This is a genomic window from Nonomuraea sp. NPDC049141 (assembly GCF_040648415.1).
Classification (GTDB): Bacteria; Actinomycetota; Actinomycetes; order Streptosporangiales; family Streptosporangiaceae; genus Nonomuraea.
The window spans coordinates 281,246-299,353 of sequence record NZ_JBEZDR010000013.1; the positions used below are offsets into that span (position 1 = coordinate 281,246).

Consider the following 18,108-nt stretch of genomic DNA (forward strand, 5'->3'; position numbering starts at 1 on the left):
GGGTCGGTAGGCCCATGGCTTCGCCGCAACCGGTGGCCGGTTGCGGCGAAGCGCGCGAAGGTCTGCGAGCGTCGTCGGGTTCACGCGCCCGTGATGGTCCATTGGTTGTTGGTGCTGTTGTTCGGCGTCCACATGGCCACGGTGGAGCCGGCTGTGTTGTTGCCCATGCCGTCGAGGGCCGTGCCGGTGGCGCGGTTGATGATCTGGTAGCGGCTGTTGCCCGTGCTGTTGAGGCGCCACTGCTGGTTGTTGCCGCTGTCCCACGCCGCCTGCCTGGCGTTGGCTCCGTTGGCGGTGTTGCCCCAGCTGTCGGCGACCATGCCGTTGGCACGGTTGACGATGCGGTACCACCCGCCGCCCAGGTCCACGAGCTGCCACTGCAGGTTGGTGCTGCCGTCCCAGTTCCACTGCTTGAGGTTCGCCCCGGAGGCGACATTCCCGCCACTGTCCAGCGCCAGGCCGGTGGTCGCGTTGGTGATCCGCACGTAGCTCGCCGGCGCGGGGCCGGACCCGGTCATGCGGTACGTACGAGCGGCCTGGCCGGTCAATCTGATGACGTCGTTCTCGGGTTTGGTGACGCTGACGGTGTCGCCGGTCGTGGTGTCGACCACCTGGTAGGTCCCGGCGAACATCCGGCCGCGCACGTTGACCGTCCCGTCGCGGTCGAACCTGATGAGGATCTCGGTGGCCCCGCCGGAGCTCCACGTCGCGTCCACGGTGTAGCCGCCGCGCCCCCGAAGACCCTGGACCTTCCCGCTCGGCCAGGCCGCCGGCAGCGCCGGCAGCACGTGCAGCTCGCCGTTGTGGCTCTGCAGCAGCATCTCGGCGACGCCGGACGTCGCGCCGAAGTTGCCGTCGATCTGGAACGGCGGGTGCAGGTCGAACATGTTCGGCGCGAGCCGGGCCGTCGTCACGAGGGAGCGGATCAGGTCGTGCGCCCGCGTGCCCTCCTCCATCCGCGCCCAGTAGTTGATCTTCCACGCGAGCGACCAGCCCGTACCGTCGTCACCGCGCAGTTCGAGGGTCCGCCGCGTGGCGGTGTACAGCGCGGGGGTGCCGCGCTTGGTGATCTGGTTGCTGGGGTGCAGGCCGTAGAGGTGGGAGATGTGCCGGTGGTTCTGCTCGGTCTCGACCCAGTCGTACAGCCACTCCTGGATGTTGCCGCGCGAGCCCACCTTCATCGGCGCGAGCCGGTCCCGGGCGGCCAGGACCTGTGCCCGGAAGCTCGCGTCCGTGCCCAGGAGTTCGCTCGCCTTGGCGCAGCCGTTGAACAGGTCCCGCAGGATCTGGTTGTCCATCGTGGGTCCGGCGCAGATGCTGACGCCCGAGTGGTGGTTGAGTTCGGGGGAGTTCGACGGGTTCGTGACCAGGTAACCCAGGCTCGGCTCCTGCACGAGGGTCTCCAGGAAGAACTGCGCGGCCCCCTTCATGGCCGGGTAGTACTGCCGCAGGAAATCGAGGTCGCCGGTGAACAGGTAGTGATCCCAGATCATGGTGGCCAGCCACGCGCCGCCGGTCTGCCACATGCCCGCCGCGGCGAAGTCGACGACCGACGATGCCCGCCAGCCGTCGGTGTTGTGATGGGTCACCCAGCCGCCGGCGTTGTACTGCACCCGGGCCGTCCGGGCGCCGCTGACCGTGAGGTCGTTGATCATCCTGAACACCGGCTCGTAGCACTCCGACAGGTTGGTCGTGTCGGTCGGCCAGTAGTTCATGGGCAGGTTGGCGTTGAGGGTGTACTTCGAATCCCAGGACGGGGTCAGGGAGTCGTTCCAGATGCCCTGCAGGTTGGCGGGCTGGGTGCCGGGACGCGAGGAAGAGATCAGCAGGTAACGGCCGTACTGGAACAGCAGCGCCGAGAACTGCGGGTCGTTGCTGTTGGCGTGCTGCGCGATCCGGACGTCGGTCGGCTGGTCGGCCGCCGCGGTGCGGCCGAGGTCGAGCGTCGTGCGCCCGAACAGCCGCTGGTAGTCGGCGACGTGCCGGCCACGCAGGTCGTCGTAGGTCCGGCCGGCGGCGGCGTCGAGATGGCGCCGGGCGATGCCCTGATAGTCGCCGCTGACGTCCTTGTAGTTCACGTAACTGGAGCCGATGGAGATCAGCACCGTCACGCTGTTGGCGGACCTTACCTGCAGTGTGCCGCCGGAGCTGCTGACACTGCCGCCTTCGGCGACGGCCCGGGCCAGTGCCAGGAACCTGACCTTGCCGACCAGGCCCCTCTGGTCGCCGGAGACGCCGTCGAGCGCCGCCGTCGTGCCGTCCGGGCTGGAGCGTGTCGTCCGCTGCGGGCTACCGAACGTCGCGGAGAACGTGATCGAGCCGGGCCTGTCGGCGGTCAGCCGGATCGCGATCACCTGGTCCGGCGCGCTCGCGAGCACCTCGCGCCGGTACCGCACGCCGTTCTGCAGGTACGTCACCGTCGTGGTGGCCGTGATGAGGTCCAGGAAACGGTTGTACTCCGAAACCCCGGCGGCGCTGCCGAAAGTGAGCCGTAGATCGCCCACGGGCTGGTAGGCCAGCTGAGCCGAAGGGTTGCCCAGCATGTTCTGGTCGACGAGGCTCTGGGCCTGGCTCCACTGGTTCTGGAAGACCAGCTGCCGGATCTGCCCCAGCGCCGCCGCGCCCTTCGTGTTGCTCTGGTCATACGGCCCACCGGCCCAGATGGTGTCCTCGTTCAGCTGCAGCCGCTCGGTGTCGACGTTGCCGAACACCATGGCGCCCAGGCGACCGTTTCCGATCGGAAGCGCACGCAGCCACTCCGAGCCGGCGCTCTTGTCGTACCAGAGCGCCAGATCGTTCGCGGCGCGCACCTCCGCAGGCGCCACCGACGCGGCTCGGGCCGTGGCCGTCCATGGCAACGGCAACAGCGCGGCTCCGGCTCCAGCCGCGCCGAATCTCAGCACTTGCCTTCGCGATAAATCAGTCATCTCGGTTCTCCATGCCCATGGGGGTTTCGCGGGCGGTCGGCCTCCGTTGGGTACGAGCACGAGCCCTGCACCGTGTACGTGCCTGCGTGCTCGTGGCCATCGCCGGGGCGATGACTCGTCCCGGCGATGGCGCGTGGTCAGCTGTCACGGGCTGTCAGACGCGGGTCCATTGCTGGTTGGTGGCGCCGGTGCAGGTCCAGATCTGCACCCTGGTGCCGTTGGCGGTGCCGTACCCGGACACGTCCAGGCACTTGTTCGCCCCCATCGCCGTGATGCTCCCGTCGGCGTTGAGGCGCCACTTCTGGTTGTTCTGCCCGTTGCAGTCCCAGATGATCACCGCGGTGCCGTCCGTCGTCCCGGCCCCGTTCACGTCCAGGCACTTGCCGCCGTAGACCCGCAGCTCACCGGAACCGGTGGAGGCCCACTGCTGGTTGGACTGCCCGTTGCAGTCCCAGATCTGCGCCTGCGCGCCGTTGGCCTGCGAGGCTCCGCTGACGTCCAGGCACCGCCCCGACCCCACACCCTTGAACGCGCCTGTCGTCGGCGGATCAACCGTGGGCGTCGGCGTCGGCGTCGGATTCGGGTCGCTGCCTCCGAACTGCGCGAAGAAGTTCCACACCACTGGCCTGGTCCAGGACTTCTCGCCGGGCTCCAAGTCGCCGGGCTTCCCGTCCACGGGACCGGGGGTATGGCCGGCGTCGAACGCCGCCCATGCGACCGGATACCCGGCCCGGCACCCCGAGTAGTTGGTGACGATGTGCGTAAGGCTCCCTTGCGCCGGCTCCGGCGGGTTCTGGGGGGTGCAGCCGTTGTTCCTGACGAACCTGTCACGTAGCGACCGGCCCGTGGAGATGTTGAGCACCGGATCCCTGAGGCCGTGCAGCCCGATGTACGCGATGGGCTGGTTGCCGCCGCTGCACCCGCTGAGCTGCCCGCCGGAGTAGACCGCCACGGCGCGGAAGACCGTCGCCCTGGTGCACGCGAGCGAGTAGCTCATGCCGCCGCCGTAGCTGAAGCCCATGGCGAAGCGCTGGGAGGTGTCGACACAGAGGTCGGCTTCGATCCGGCGGATCATGTCGTCGACGAAGGTGATGTCCTCACCGCCGGAGTTGGCCCAGCCGTTGTTGAAGCCCTGAGGCGAGACGAAGATCGCGGTGTTGTTCGACAATGCCCGGAGCCCGTAGTAGGACCAGGGGTACCCGCTGGTTCCGCCCCCGTCGACATCGTTGGCGGTGCCGCCATTCCAGTGGAATCCGAAGATTAACCGGTAGGGGGTGGCGTTGTTGTAGTTGTCAGGAATTCTCAGGATATAGCTACGATTTTTTCCGCTGGTGGTAATCGACTGCGGACCGCTTCTCAGCGTCGGGCTCTTGCCGCATCCAGCGCTGCCCGCGAGAGCGCTCTGTTGTGCGAGGGGCGGGGGAGTGCTGTCGCCCAGCGCCGTATGCACCGTGGCCAGGACGACGAGCAGTACTGCGGAAGCAATAGCGGTGAAGAGGTATCTAAGCCTCGACATCACGCAAATTCCTTTCCCTTTTTTTTGGGGGGACAACGTAAAAGGGAAGCCACTTCTACCACCTTTTCCGGGAGTGAGGGCGGTGGAGTGTTAGCGCTCACTCAACGCCGCCGTAATGGGATCTCCTTTCTTCCTGGCGGCTGGAGGCGATGGTGCAGCGGAGCAAATATGACCGTGACAAGACCTGTCAAGGATCGGCCTTCTCGACGTTGAGCGCCCGCGCCTGAGATGGCCCCGTCGCTTCGGCGCCTGACCAGGAGAAGCGGCCGTGGCCGCCACTGACGCGTCGCGATGAAACTTTCACGGCGGTCAATCGAATCGTTCCGCGCGCCCGGTCTCGCGGGATGTACTCGTGCTAACGCTGTAGCCGTACGGGATCGGCCGTTCCGCTGCGGCGGACGATCCAGGCCTCGGTGATGTGCTGGAACATCGCCTCGGCGGCGCCCGCGGGATCGTGGGCGGCGATGCGTTCGTAGACGCGGCGGTGGCCGAGGTTCGACGCCACGCACAGGGCCCGCTCGGTCCGGCCCATGTACCGGGCGGTGTTGATGACCTGGCCTTCCATCGCCCGTACGACGCCACGGGCGATGCGGTTTCCCGACGCCCGCATGATCGTGTCGTGGAAGGCGCGGTCGCTTTCGGCGTACGTGACCGGGTCGGCCACGAGCTCGTCCATCCGATCCACCAGTGCGCGCAGCTGCTCGATGGTGTCCGGCCCGGCCAGGCGGGCGGCGACGTTGGCCATGTCGGACTCCAGCACGCGCCGCGTGACGACGAGGTCGTCGAGGATCGCCAGGCTGTCGTCCGCGGCGATGGCCGCGGCGAGGACGAGCTCGTCGAGCATGTCCCACATCACCGGAGGGGTCACCATGGTGCCGGAGCCCTGACGGACTCGTACCAGTCCCTTCTCCTGCAGGACTTTCACCGCTTCCCGGACGACGGTGCGGCTCACGGAGAAGGCTTCGCACAGCGCGGGCTCGGTGGGCAGCGGCGTCCCCGGCGGGTGCACGCCGCGAACGATGCGCTCCACCAGCTCGGCGGTCACCGCTCTGGCGAGACTGGCCGGACGCTGGGCCCAGGCCGGTGGTGCCGGGACAGCGCTGCCCGTTTCCTGCGGTGCCGTCATGTCTCCCCTCCGGTGACCTGGCAAGGACAGCGCGACCGCATCAGTGTACATGTCCCCTCTTGACCGTAATACGTCATACGAATTATGTTTCGGCCCAAGACGGCCGGGTTCGTCGGCCGCTCTCGGAGGGCGAACAGCTATGAAGCAGCGAGCGTTATGGTCGGTCCTGCTGGCCGCGGGGCTGGCCGTGGCCGGCTGCGGGAGCGCGGCGCGGACGGATTCTCCGTCCGGCGGAGAGTCGCAGCCCAAGCTGCGCAAGCTGGTGGTGTGGGACTGGAAGTCCGGCGAACCGACGGCCGCCGCCTACATCGAGAAGGCCAAGGCCGACTTCGCCAAGCGGCATCCCGGCGTCACCGTCGAGTTCGTCGCCCAGCCCTTCGACCAGTACTACACCTTGCTCGGCACGGCCATTCAGTCCAGCAAGGGGCCCGACGTCATGCTCTTCAACGGGGGCGGCCAGATCCGCGACCGGGTGAACGCGCTCCTACCGCTGGACCCGTACGTGAGCGAGGACAAGAGCCGGTTGGCGGGCTGGGAGGCCTTCAGCAAGGACGGCAAGACCTACGCCGCGCCGGTGACCCTGCAGGGCCACCCGATCTACTACAACAAGACGCTCTATGAGAAGGCCGGTCTCGACGCGGCGAACCCGCCCAAGACCTGGGACGAGTTGGTCAGCGGCTGCGCCGCCATCAAGAAGGCGACCGGGGCCGCGTGCTTCGCGCTGGGCAACAAGGAAGGCTTCGGAATCCAGTTCTTCATGTCGGGCCTCGGATCCGGCGTCCTGACGCCTCATGAGTACGACAACTGGATCGCCGGGAAGCGCGACTGGACCTCTCCTCATGTGAGGCGGATCTTCGAGCTGTGGAAGGACGCCGGCGACAAAGGGCTGAACAACGACGGTGCCAACTCCACCGCGATGTTCACCGACATCTTCAGAGTCTTCGAGACCGGTAAGGCCGCTCACATCATCGGGCTGATGTCGGACATCGGGCACTGGAAGGATTTCGGCGAGTTCCTGCCGCCCGACAAGATCGGCGTCATGCCGGCCCCCGTCGTCACCGACGGAGCCACCCCGAGCCTTCCGTACGACGGCGGCATCGGCTACGCGGTCGCGAAGTGGACGAAGGATCCGAAGCTGGCCGCCGATCTGGTGCGATCCCTGACCTCGACCGACGCCTTGACCGCGTTCTACTCCAAGGCCGGCGCGATCGCGTCCGACACAACGATCGACGTCTCGCAAGCCGGCCCGGCCGTCGCCTCGATCGTGTCCGAGATCAAGACCGGCAAGCCTGCCTTGCACGTCGCGCTGTCCTCCAAGACCTTGGACCTGATGGGAAGACTGTCCCAGCAACTCCTGAGCGGGTCGACCACCGTGGACAAGGCTGTGAAGCAGCTGGCCGCCTCCGACCGGGCGAGCTGACCGCGTGCCGATCGGAGATTTGTCGCCGTCGGTCCGCCCGGCCGGATCCGGGCGCGCCGGTGGGGACATGGTGAAGCAGCGTGGACACCGCGGGGGCGTCCACGCGACCGCCCGTGGGGCGCGCGCGGAGCGCCTCGCGCCCTATGTTCTGGTGGCCCCGGCCGTACTGATCATCGTGGTGCTGCGGCTGTGGCCGCTGGTTCTCGGCGTCAACTTCTCCTTCACGGGTGACGGCGAGCTCAATGGGACCACGGTCGGCGTGAGTAACTACCTGGAACTGCTCGGAGACCCGTTGTTCCACACCGCGCTGGGCAACGTCGGGCTGCTGGTGCTGCTGCTTCCCGTGGCGGTGGCGATTCCGGGTCTGCTCGCGACCTTCATCTACCTGCGCGTTCCAGGGCACCGGGTCTACCGCAGCGTCTATTTCTTCCCGGCTGTGCTCTCACCGGTGATCGTCGGCGCGATCTTCAACCTCCTGCTCGGATTCGATGGCCCCTTGAACGCCACCCTCGGGGCGATCGGCGTTGGCCCGGTCGACTGGCTCGGCGATCCGCGCGTCGCTATGTTCACCGTTGTCGGCGTGCACATATGGGCGACGTTCGGAATGGCCTTGGTGGTGTTCCTCGCCGGATTCAGCACCCTGGACGCCTCGCTGCTGGACGCCGCACGCGTGGACGGCGCGTCGCTCCGCCAGATCATCTGGCACGTGATCATCCCGAGCCTGACGCGCACCATTCAGTTCGTCTTTGTGACCACGATGATCGGGATGCTGACGTCCATGTTCGGCCTGCTCTTCATCATGACCAGCGGGGGCCCGGAGGGGTCGACCTATCTGCCGGAGTACTACATCTGGCACCAACAGGGACAGATGAACCGCCCGGCGCTCGCCTCGGCCGCCTCGACAGTCCTCTTCGTCGTCATGCTTGTAGTGGGACTCCTGCAGATCACTCTGCTCCGCCGCGCGGGAAGGCAGGACTGATGCGCGGCATGCGTCTGGCCAGGTGGATGGCCGCCGTTCCGATGGCCGTTCTCGCGCTGGCGACGATCTATCCTCTCGTGTTCACCGTCAACGTCGCGATGAAGACCCGGCGCGACTACATCCTCGACCGATTCTCCCCGGCGGGTTCCCTGCGCTGGGACAACATCGCCGAGGCGTGGGCCAGCGCCGGAATGGCACGGTACTTCGTCAACTCGTTCATCGTGGTGGCATTCGCCGTGGCCCTGCTGCTGCTGTTGGGGTCGATGGCGGGCTTCGCGCTGAGCCAACTGCGCTTCCGCGGATCCTCGGTGATCTTCCTTGGCTGTCTCGCGGGGCTGTTCATCCCCTTCCAGGTGATCATGGTGCCGCTCACCAGGGTCATGGCCGACAGCGGGCTCATCGACACCTACCCGGGGCTGATCCTGGCCTACGTCGCGCAGTTCCTGCCCTTCACCGTCTTCCTGATGACGAGCCACTACAGGACCATTCCGGTGGAGATCGTCGACGCGGCCAGGATCGACGGGAACACGGTGTACGGCGTGTACCGGCGGATCATGCTGCCGCTGGGCGTTCCGGCGCTGCTGTCGGTCGGCATTCTCGACGCCTTGTTCTGCTGGAACGACGTGCTCATCTCCCTGCTCATGATGCCGTCGCCCGAGCATCGCACCCTCATGATCGGGGTCAACGCGCTGCGCGGACAGTATTCCGACGACATCCCCACCTTCGCCTCGGGGGTCCTGATCGCCGCGGTACCCGTGCTGATGATCTATCTGTTCCTCCAGCGGCAGATCGCCGACGGCGTCACCGCCGGTTCCACGAAAGGCTGACATGCGGATCACGGGGTATCGGACCACGACGACGGTCCAGGAATGGGGCCGTCCCGTCGGTGACGCCAACGGCGTCTTCGCCGACGGAGTCGTCTCGGTGCCGCTCGTCATGGTGGACACCGACGAGGGGATCACCGGCATCGGCCTCGGGCCGCACGTCGAGATCGCGGCTGTCTTCGCCGCGATCGAGGGCGAGGATCCGCGCGGGGTGACGGCACTCTACGACCGCATGCTGCGGCAGACGTTCAAGGCGGGCCACGCCGGCGCCGTGTTCGGTACGATCGGCGCGTTCGACACCGCCCTGTGGGACATCAAGGCACAGGCGGCCGGCGAACCGCTCTGGCGGCTGCTCGGGGGACGCGACCGGCGGGTGCCCGCCTACGCCTCGGGCCTCGACATCGGCCTGACCGACGACGAACTCGTCTCGGTCTACCAGGTCTACGCCGAGCACGGTCTGCGCGCGGCCAAGCTCAAGGGTGGCCTCGACATCGAACGCGACCGGCACCGCCTGACGCTGGTACGGGACGTCCTGACCAAGGCCGGGCACGGATCGCGGCCGGGCCTGATGCTCGATGTGAACGAGGCCTGGACCCGCAAGCAGGCGGTCCGGCACGTCTGCGAACTCGAACGCACCCTGGATCTCACGTGGATCGAAGAGCCGGTCCGGCGGTGGGACTCCGAAGGCCTGGCCGTGGTCGGTCGCGGGATCCGCGCCTCCGTCGCCACGGGGGAGAACCTCACCGGGCTCGAGCAGTTCCGTCCGCTGCTGGCCGCGGGGGCCGTCGACATCGTCCAGACGGCCGTGGTCTGGGGAGTGTCCCACTTCCTCCGGGTGTCCGCCCTGGCGCACGCCCATGACCTGCCGGTCAGCCCGATCGGCAACACGCCGGTCGCGCTGCTGCACGCCGCGACGTCGGTGCCGAACCACCTGGCCAGCGAGCTGCAGGATCTGCACCCGCCGGTCGGGATGTCGCTCGACCTGCACGTCGAGGACGGCGCCTTCATCCTCGGAGACGCGCCGGGTCTCGGCATCACGATCGACGAGAACGCGATCAACGCGTTCACCCGCCGGCCGGACGCAAGGGCCGCAGCGGGCCCCAACATCCGGCCGGAGCACGCCGGACGACGGCTGCTGGAGGTCACCGGCGGTGTCCATCAGACCTAGCGTCATGCCCCCTCGCCGAGTGCCCGGCCTCGTCCGAAGGTTCGTGAGACTGGGTCAGCGGTAGCCGGCGGCGATGATGTTGGTCTGGACGGCGTTCTCGGTGGCGTCGGTGGGATAGCCGGCGGTCATGGCTCCTTCGTAGAAGGTTCCGGCGCTGAGGTTGGCGCCGCCGTCGGGCTTGCAGCAGTCGCCGCCGCTGCCCAAGATGATGGCCCCCTGCTTCTTCATCGGGCTGTAGCCGTTGGGCAGCGGACCGTCGTAAAGGGTGTACAGGCTGCCGGACTGCGCGTTGCTGCCCTTGATGGCGAACCGGCTGGTGCCGTTGTTCTTCAGCGTGGCGGTGACGAACTTGTGGGGAAGCGCCCGCTGGTTGGGGTTCCAGGACTGGCTGCCGCCGGGATAGAGCCCCCATTCGAGGTCGGCCTGGACCCAGGGGCCGGTCCCGGAGCAGCCGCCGAACCAGCACTGGGTGCTGAAGTTGATGGCGTCCATGGCGCCGGCGGCGTCGGCCTTCCTGGTCGTCTCACTGTTGCCGTAGTCGAAGCAGCAGCCGCCGTTGACGTGGGTGCCGCTGGTCACCATGTACATGCCCTCGGGCGCGGTCCCCGTGGGCACGCCGGTCAGGTGGCCGTCCCGCCAGTAGCTGTTGCCGGGGTTGATGTAGAGCGAGTACGCCTTGCCGCCGCCGACGGTGAGCGACTCGGTGGTCGCGATCGCGGGCCTGCTCTGGGGGGAGCCGGGGACCACGCTGGATCCCTGGTACCACAGGTCGTTGCCCCGCCCGGACTGGTCGTACACGACGGTCATGACGCACGTGGTGCCGGTGCAGAACGAGTCCTGGGCCGCGGCGTCGGCGACACCGCCCGCGGTCGGCACGCCGATGTTCCTGGTCGTGTTGTCGGATGAGCGCCTGACCTGGTACAGGTTGCCGTTGTAGGAGCCGTAGAGCGCCCGTGTCGTGCTGTGCGCGGCCACGCACGGCGTGCCGCCGGAGGCGTAGATGTCGCACGGGCGCGCGCCGGGCGGCTGCGGGGTCGGGGTCGGCGTCGGGGTGGGCCCGGCTCCGGTGGTCCATTTCTGGTTGGTGCCGCCGTGGCATGTCCAGATCTGCACCTTGGTGCCGTTGGCGGTGCCGGCACCGCTGACATCCAGGCACTTGTTCGCGCCGACGGCGGTCATGCTGCCGTCGGCGTTGAGGCGCCACTTCTGGTTGTTCTGGCCATTGCAGTCCCAGATGATCACGCTGGTGCCGTCGGTGGTGCCGGCGCCGTAAACGTCCAGGCACTTGGTGCCGTAAATCCGCAGCTCATCGGAGCTGGTGGCGGTCCACTGCTGGTTGGACTGGCCGTTGCAGTCCCAGATCTGCGCCTGCGCGCCATTCGCCTGCGAGGCGCTGACGTCCAGGCAACGCCCGGAGCCTACGCCCACCAGCGGCGTGGTCGCTGCCGAGGCCGGTGCCGACCAGGTCAGGGCGGTGGCCAGGAGCGTTGCCAGCGCCGCCACCACGGCTGCGACGACGGCCGCCCGAGAACGCCACCCACGCCGCACACGGCTCGATAAGGGAACGGATGAAGGCTGCATTGTCGTACTCCTTGAGGTAGGACGAGACGGAGACAGCCGCGCTGGGAGAGGTGCGAATCGATTCGCCAACGAAGCACATACGACGCGCGGACGGCCTGTCAAGGCTCCGTCCTGTCCGGCTCCCTGCCTGGCGGCGCTCATCGGCGACGCTCGTGGCCGGGCTCGATGAAACGTTCATCCGCCGTGGGCCCGGCTGATCAGGTCCCGTCAATTCCCGCTGGGCGAACCGGTTCGGAGGGGCGGATCACTGGGAGGAGAAGAGGCGCTGCTGGATCTCTCTCCGGTAGTCGTCGAGGGTGTTGTCGATGTGCGTGGCCGCGGCCTGGGCGGCCGTTTCCGGGTCGCCGGCGCGGATGGCCTGGTAGATGGCCTCGTGCTCCTCGACGGCCTTGGCGGCGTGGCCGCCTACCGAGCCGCGCAGCCCGATGAGGTTGGACTGCGCCTGCAGCCTGCGGGACTCCCGCACCGCCACCTGGAGGAACATGTTGTGCGCGGCCGTGGCGATGGCGGTGTGAAAGGTGTCGTCGCCCTTGTTGAACAGGTCTTCTTGTCCGGTCTCGAAGCCGTGGCGGCACACGCCGGCCGCCTCCTCGATGGCCCTGAGCTCCGCGGGGGTGGCGCGGCGGGCGGCGAGCCTGCTGGTCTCCATCTCCTGTGCCCGCCGGAACTCGAACAGCATGTAGACGTGGTCGAGGTCGGTCGGGAGGAAGAAGGAGGCCCAGCGCCCGGTGCCGAACATCCCCTCGTCGTCGGCCACGTACAGGCCGCGGCCCTTCTGGGCGCGTACCCGGCCGAGCGCGGAGAGTATCTTCACGGCCTCGCGTACCACGGTGCGACTGGTGCCCAGTTGCCGGGCCAGCTCGATCTCGGTCGGCATGCGGTCGCCCGGCCGCAGGCCGAGCCGGACGATGTATTCGAGTACCTGCTCGGCAGCCACCTCGTAGCCCGGCCGGTATCCGCTTTCGCGCGGGGTGTCGGTCACCGTGCTTCCTCCTCGCCGTTCTCTGCAAAGTATGACTGATGTGAGTGCCTCCCCAGCTCAGACGTAGTGCCGATTAGTACGACACATATGAACGGTTCATACGAGGACGATTGGCGCGGGTATCCGCGATCGCCGGTATTACCGCTGGTGGAGAAGGAATTCGGCTAACTATGGCCATGCGTTGGGTGTGCGAATGATGAAATAAGCGGGCTTAAGGGCTTGACGCGTATCAATACTCACAACGTAATGAGAAGCGAGGACCCTCGTGTCACCTGCCTGAGCAGCAGGGCGTGACCTGGCCACACCCGTACCCCCCAAAGGAACAACTGTGCAGTCGAGACCGACTCTGATCGGCATCGTCGCCGCGGCGCTGGCCGCGGCGTTCGCCCTCGTCGCCCCCGCCACCCCGGCCTTAGCGGCCACCACCACCCTGTACGCGTCACCTGCCGGCACCGGCACCGCCTGCACGTCCGCCCAGCCGTGCTCCCCGGCCGCGGCGCAGACGGCGGTACGTTCGGCGAACGGCGCGATGTCCGGTGACATCGTCGTGGAACTGGCCGACGGGGTGTACCGGCTCTCCGCGCCGCTCCGGCTGTCCGCCGCCGATTCCGGGAACAACGGCTACTCCGTCAAATGGCAGGCCGCGGCGGGCGCCCATCCCGTCATCAGCGGAGCCAGGGCGGTCACCGGATGGACCGTGGCCGACTCGGGGAAGAACATCTGGCGCGCCGACGTCGGCACCGGGATCGACACCCGGCAGCTGTACGTCAACGGCGCCCTCGCCACGCGGGCGCGTACGGTCGTGAACCGGTCGGACTTCACCGCGAGCAGCACCGGCCTGAGGTTCGGCAACAGCGCGCTGAACTATCTGAACAACCTGGCCAACCAGAGCCGGGTCGAGATGGAGAGCGTGGGCTCGTTCACGGACCGCTACGTGACGGTGCAGGGCATCAGCGGGAACGTCATCACGATGCAGCAGCCCGGCTGGAACAACAACACCTTTGGGTACGACACCTTCACGCAGCCGCACCGGGCGGGTCCGCTGTATCTGGAGAACGCCTACGAGTTCCTGGACGCGCCGGGGGAGTGGTACATCAACCCCGGCACCGGCGTCCTGTACTACATCCCGGCTGCCGGGCAGAACATGAGCAACATCAGCGTCGAGCTGCCGATTCTTCAGTCCCTGGTGAACGTCGGAGGCACCTACGACGCGCCCGCGCACCACATCACGTTCAGCGGGATCACGTTCTCCGGCACGACCTGGCTCGGGCCCAGCGGCAACCAGGGCTACGCGGACCAGCAGACCGGCGCCTACATCGCGGGCAACTGGAACTGGCCCGCCGACAGGCTGACCTCCTGTCAGGAGGGCTGCCAGCAGTTCGAGGCCGCGCGGCCGAACTGGTACCAGATGCCGGCAGCCGTACAGGTGTCCGCGGCCAACAACATCACCTTCACCGACTCCCGGTTCGTCAACCTCGGTCAGACGGCCGTGGGCATCGGCAACGACGCCAACGCGCATGCCGGCGGTGTCGGCCTGGGCGCCGCCGACATCACGGTCACCCGGTCCGAGATCGCCCAGAGCTCGGCCGGCGGCATCGTGGTCGGCGGCGTGCGCGCCGACGCGCACCACCCCGGTGACCAGCGGATGGTCAACCGGAACATCACCGTCAGCAACAACCGCATCCACGACCTCGGCCTGGACTACCGGGGCATCGTCTCGGTCCTGACCACCTACGTCACCAACACCGACGTGTCACACAACGAGGTCTACAACCTGCCGTACACCGGCATGTCGATCGGGTACGGCTGGGGCGCCAACGAGCCGGGCGGCAGCAACCAGTACGCCAACCGCGGCCTGTACAACTACCAGCCGCGCTACACCACTCCCACCACCGCGTCCGGCAACAAGCTCATCGGGAACTACGTGCATGACGTCATGCGGCAGATGACCGATGGGGGCTGTATCTACACGCTGTCGTGGAACCCGAACGCGGTGATCAGTGGCAACCACTGCCTCCGGACCAACGGCTGGTTCGGGATCTACTTCGACGAGGGCTCCAAGTACTACACCGTCAACGGCAACGTGCTCTCGAACACCGGCACCTGGGCCACCGCCAACTACTGGGGCGGCGAGAACATGGGGAACTTCACCGTCACCGGCAACTGGTCGACCAACGGCAGCACCAACGTGACCAACGGCGACCGCGGCAATGTGGTGAACAACAACGTCACCGTCACCAACGGCGCCTGGCCGGCGGGCGCTCAGGCGGTGATGGCGTCCGCCGGTCCCCAGGGCCAGCCTTCGGGGAGTGCGAGTGCGTTCAAGGGTGTGGGGTCTGGGCGGTGCCTGGACGTCAGCGGAGCCTCGCAGGCCAACGGCGCGCAGGCGCAGATCTGGGACTGCAACGGGCAGTCCAACCAGCAGTGGACCGCCACCGACTCCGGTGAGCTGCGGGTCTACGCCGGCAAGTGCCTGGACGTGAACGGGGCCGGGACAGCGGACGGCACCAGCGTGATCATCTGGGACTGCAACGGGCAGAACAACCAGAAGTGGCGCCTCAACGCCGACGGCACCATTACCGCGGTCGGCGCGAACAAGTGCCTGGACGTGAGCGGCACCGCCAACGGCACCAAGGCGCGCATCTGGACCTGCACCGGCGGCACCAACCAGAAGTGGGCCCGCGCCTGACACCGTCTGGCGTGGACGAGAAGCAGGCCCTCCTTTCGTTCGAATCGATTCGATAGCAGAGGAACGCTCATGTCCCGACGTCCGTGGCTCACCTTGCTGACCACGATGGCGCTGATCATTCCCGGAGCGCTCGCGCTCGACGCCTCCCCGGCGAACGCCCTCGCCATTCCGGCGGCCGACTACCAGCAGGTGTCTCTCGCGTCGGGAAGTGCCGAGCTGGGTGAGGCGATGTCGCTGGCCGTCATGCCGAACCGGTCGGTGGTGCACACGGCGCGCGACGGCACGGTGCGGGTCACCGATGTCAACGGCAACACGAAGGTGGCCGGCAGGCTCAACGTCTACAGTCACGACGAGGAGGGCCTGCAGGGTGTGGCGGTGGACCCCGACTTCGCGTCCAACCGGTACATCTGGCTCTACTACTCGCCGCGGCTGAGCACGCCGAACGGTGATGCGCCGAGCAACGGCTCGCAGGCGCAGTTCGACCAGTGGAAGGGCGAGCTGTACGTGTCCCGGTTCGTCCTCAAGCCGGACGACACTCTCGACCTGGCCGGCGAGAAGGTGGTCCTGCGGGTCCAGAACGACCGCGGCCTGTGCTGTCACGTGGGCGGGGACCTCGACTTCGACGCCGCCGGAAACCTCTATCTGACCACCGGCGACGACAGCAACCCCTTTGAGTCGAGCGGCTACTCCCCGCTGGACGAGCGGAGCGACCGCAACCCGCAGTTCGACGCCCAGCGCTCGGCCGGCAACACCAATGACCTGCGCGGCAAGCTCCTGCGCATCAAGCCGCAGCCCGACGGCACCTACACGATTCCCAGCGGCAACCTGTTCCCGCCGGGGACGGCGAAGACCCGGCCGGAGATCTACGCGATGGGCTTCCGCAACCCGTTCCGGATGAGCGTGGACAAGGCGACCGGCATCGTCTACCTCGGCGACTACGGGCCGGACGCGGGCGTGACCAACTCCAACCGGGGGCCGAGCGGGCAGGTGGAGTTCGACCGCATCACCGGTGCGGGCAACTACGGATGGCCGTACTGCACGGGCACGAACACCACCAGCGAGACCTATAACGAATGGAACTTCGCCACCAACAGCACCGGTCCGAAGTACAACTGCGCGGGCGGCCCGACCAACAACTCCTTCCGTAACACCGGCCTGACCACGCTGCCTCCGGCGAAGCCGGCGTGGATCAGGTACGCGGGGGACGCCGGAAGTCCGCCGGAGTTCGGCTCCGGGTCGGAGTCGCCGATGGGTGGTCCGGTCTACCGTTACGACCCCAACCTGAACTCCGCCGTCAAGTTCCCCCAGGCGCTCGACGGGCGGTATTTCGCCGGTGAGTACGGCCGGCGCTGGATCAAGGCGATCGAGGTCAAGCCGGACGGCGCCTATGGCGAGATCTCGGCGTTCCCCTGGTCGGGGACGCAGGTGATGGACATGGCCTTCGGTCCTGACGGGGCCCTGTACGTCCTCGACTACGGCGACGGGAACAACAACCAGGCGCTGTATCGAGTCGAGTACATCGGCAGTGCCAACCGCAATCCGATCGCGAAGGCGTCCGCCGACAAGACGTCGGGACCGGCTCCGCTGACGGTGAACTTCTCCTCGGCGGGCAGCTCCGACCCGGAGGGTGGCGCGCTGACGTACTCGTGGAACTTCGGCGACGGCACCACCTCCACGGCGGCGAATCCGAGCAAGACCTACACCACGAACGGCGCCTACACGGCGACGCTCACGGTCCGGGACCCGCAGGGTCTCACCGGCACGGCGAGTGTGATCGTGAACGTCGGCAACACCGCGCCGACGGTCGTCCTCACCACCCCTGCCGCCGGGCAGCTGTTCTCCTTCGGTGACACCGTGCCCTTCCAGGTCGCCGTCACCGACCCGGAGGACGGCACGATCGACTGCGCCGCGGTCACCGTCGCCTACTTCCTCGGCCACGACAGCCACCGTCACCAGATCACCTCCAAGACCGGGTGCTCGGGCTCCATCTCAGTGCCGGTGGACGGTGAGCATGACGCCGGGGCCAACATCTACGGCGTCTTCGTGGCCTCCTACACCGACAAGGGCGGTCTGACCTCCACAAGCGACCGTACGCTCCAGCCGCGGCACCGGCAGGCCGAGCACTTCGGCGTCCAGCAGGGCGTCCAGACGGCTGACCACGCCACCGCGGAAGGCGGCAAGACGGTCGGCTTCACCGATGACGGCGACTGGATCTCCTTCCAGCCGTACAACCTGGGCAACGCGACGAGGATCACCGCCCGGGTGTCCTCGGCCGGCGCGGGCGGCCGGATCGAGGTGCGCGCGGGCTCGGCGACGGGCACACTGCTGGGAACGGTGAACGTGGCGAGCACCGGCAGTTGGGACACCTTCACCGACGTCTCGGCGAACCTCAGCGGCGCGCCGACCGGCGCCACGACGCTCTATCTGGTCTTCCGCGGCCCGACCGGACAGGGCTACCTGTTCGACGTGGATGCCTTCACTCTCGACACCGGCGCCCCGCCCTCGGGGAGCACGAGTGCGTTCAAGGGCGTGGGGTCGGGGCGGTGTCTGGACGTCAGCGGAGCCTCGCAGGCCAACGGCGCGCAGGCGCAGATCTTGGACTGCAACGGGCAGTCCAGCCAGCAGTGGACGTCGACCGCCGTGGGTGAGCTGCGGGTGTACGGCAACAAGTGCCTGGACGTGAACGGGGCCGGGACGGCGGACGGCACCAGCGTGATCATCTGGGACTGCAACGGGCAGAACAACCAGAAGTGGCGCCTCAACGCCGACGGCACGATCACGGCGGTGGGGGCGAACAAGTGCCTGGACGTCAGCGGCACCACCAACGGCACCAAGATGCGCATCTGGACCTGCACCGGAGGAACCAACCAGCGCTGGACCCGCGTCTGAAAGGACA

General features: G+C 67.6%; 11 protein-coding genes. 6 read left to right on the plus strand and 5 right to left on the minus strand.

Translation table 11 applies throughout. From position 1 onward, the window contains the following. Positions 1 to 80 precede the first annotated feature (80 nt). The 3 genes from AB0B91_RS36535 to AB0B91_RS36545 all read right to left on the minus strand — a co-directional run bounded on the left by AB0B91_RS36535 (position 81) and on the right by AB0B91_RS36545 (position 5,569). On the minus strand, positions 81 to 2,903 hold the full coding sequence (locus AB0B91_RS36535) for a glycoside hydrolase N-terminal domain-containing protein (RefSeq protein ID WP_358329639.1): 2,823 nt from the start codon (positions 2,901 to 2,903) through the stop codon (positions 81 to 83). A 178-nt stretch (positions 2,904 to 3,081) separates the two neighbouring features. Then, complete coding sequence (locus AB0B91_RS36540; RefSeq protein ID WP_358329642.1) at positions 3,082 to 4,443, minus strand: ricin-type beta-trefoil lectin domain protein; 1,362 nt, start codon at positions 4,441 to 4,443, stop codon at positions 3,082 to 3,084. Positions 4,444 to 4,798: 355 nt separating this feature from the next. Then, positions 4,799 to 5,569: a FadR/GntR family transcriptional regulator gene (locus AB0B91_RS36545; RefSeq protein ID WP_358329645.1), complete on the minus strand. Its 771-nt coding sequence runs from the start codon at positions 5,567 to 5,569 to the stop codon at positions 4,799 to 4,801. A gap of 139 nt (positions 5,570 to 5,708) precedes the next feature. On the opposite strand from AB0B91_RS36545, the gene AB0B91_RS36550 reads away from it, so the two are divergent. The 4 genes from AB0B91_RS36550 (at position 5,709) to AB0B91_RS36565 (ending at position 9,960) form a co-directional block, all read left to right on the plus strand. Next, the gene (locus AB0B91_RS36550) at positions 5,709 to 6,989 is read left to right on the plus strand and encodes an extracellular solute-binding protein (RefSeq protein ID WP_358329648.1); all 1,281 of its coding nucleotides are present in this window, start codon (positions 5,709 to 5,711) and stop codon (positions 6,987 to 6,989) included. A gap of 175 nt (positions 6,990 to 7,164) precedes the next feature. Next, positions 7,165 to 7,968 carry a sugar ABC transporter permease gene (locus AB0B91_RS36555; protein WP_358329650.1) on the plus strand — a complete coding sequence of 268 codons (804 nt, stop codon included), beginning with the start codon at positions 7,165 to 7,167 and terminating at the stop codon, positions 7,966 to 7,968. After that, positions 7,968 to 8,795: a carbohydrate ABC transporter permease gene (locus AB0B91_RS36560; protein ID WP_358329653.1), complete on the plus strand. Its 828-nt coding sequence runs from the start codon at positions 7,968 to 7,970 to the stop codon at positions 8,793 to 8,795. The genes AB0B91_RS36555 and AB0B91_RS36560 overlap by 1 nt, the downstream gene beginning before the upstream one ends. A 1-nt stretch (position 8,796) precedes the next feature. Next, entirely contained in the window at positions 8,797 to 9,960 is a 1,164-nt protein-coding gene (locus AB0B91_RS36565) for a mandelate racemase/muconate lactonizing enzyme family protein (RefSeq protein ID WP_358329656.1), read from the plus strand. 54 nt (positions 9,961 to 10,014) lie between these two features. Here the strand turns inward: AB0B91_RS36565 and AB0B91_RS36570 are convergent, their stop codons facing one another. Beyond that, a complete protein-coding gene (locus tag AB0B91_RS36570; protein WP_358329659.1) occupies positions 10,015 to 11,463 on the minus strand; it encodes an arabinofuranosidase catalytic domain-containing protein in 1,449 nt (482 codons plus the stop codon). 322 nt (positions 11,464 to 11,785) lie between these two features. Then, entirely contained in the window at positions 11,786 to 12,523 is a 738-nt protein-coding gene (locus AB0B91_RS36575) for a FadR/GntR family transcriptional regulator (RefSeq protein ID WP_358329661.1), read from the minus strand. A gap of 328 nt (positions 12,524 to 12,851) precedes the next feature. Here AB0B91_RS36575 and AB0B91_RS36580 point away from each other — a divergent pair, with 328 nt between their 5' ends. Together AB0B91_RS36580 and AB0B91_RS36585 are read left to right on the plus strand one after the other, a co-directional pair. After that, positions 12,852 to 15,212, plus strand: a complete 2,361-nt coding sequence (locus tag AB0B91_RS36580) for an RICIN domain-containing protein (protein WP_358329664.1) — start codon at positions 12,852 to 12,854, stop codon at positions 15,210 to 15,212. Positions 15,213 to 15,281: 69 nt separating this feature from the next. Then, positions 15,282 to 18,101: a PQQ-dependent sugar dehydrogenase gene (locus tag AB0B91_RS36585; RefSeq protein WP_358329667.1), complete on the plus strand. Its 2,820-nt coding sequence runs from the start codon at positions 15,282 to 15,284 to the stop codon at positions 18,099 to 18,101. Positions 18,102 to 18,108 lie beyond the last annotated feature (7 nt).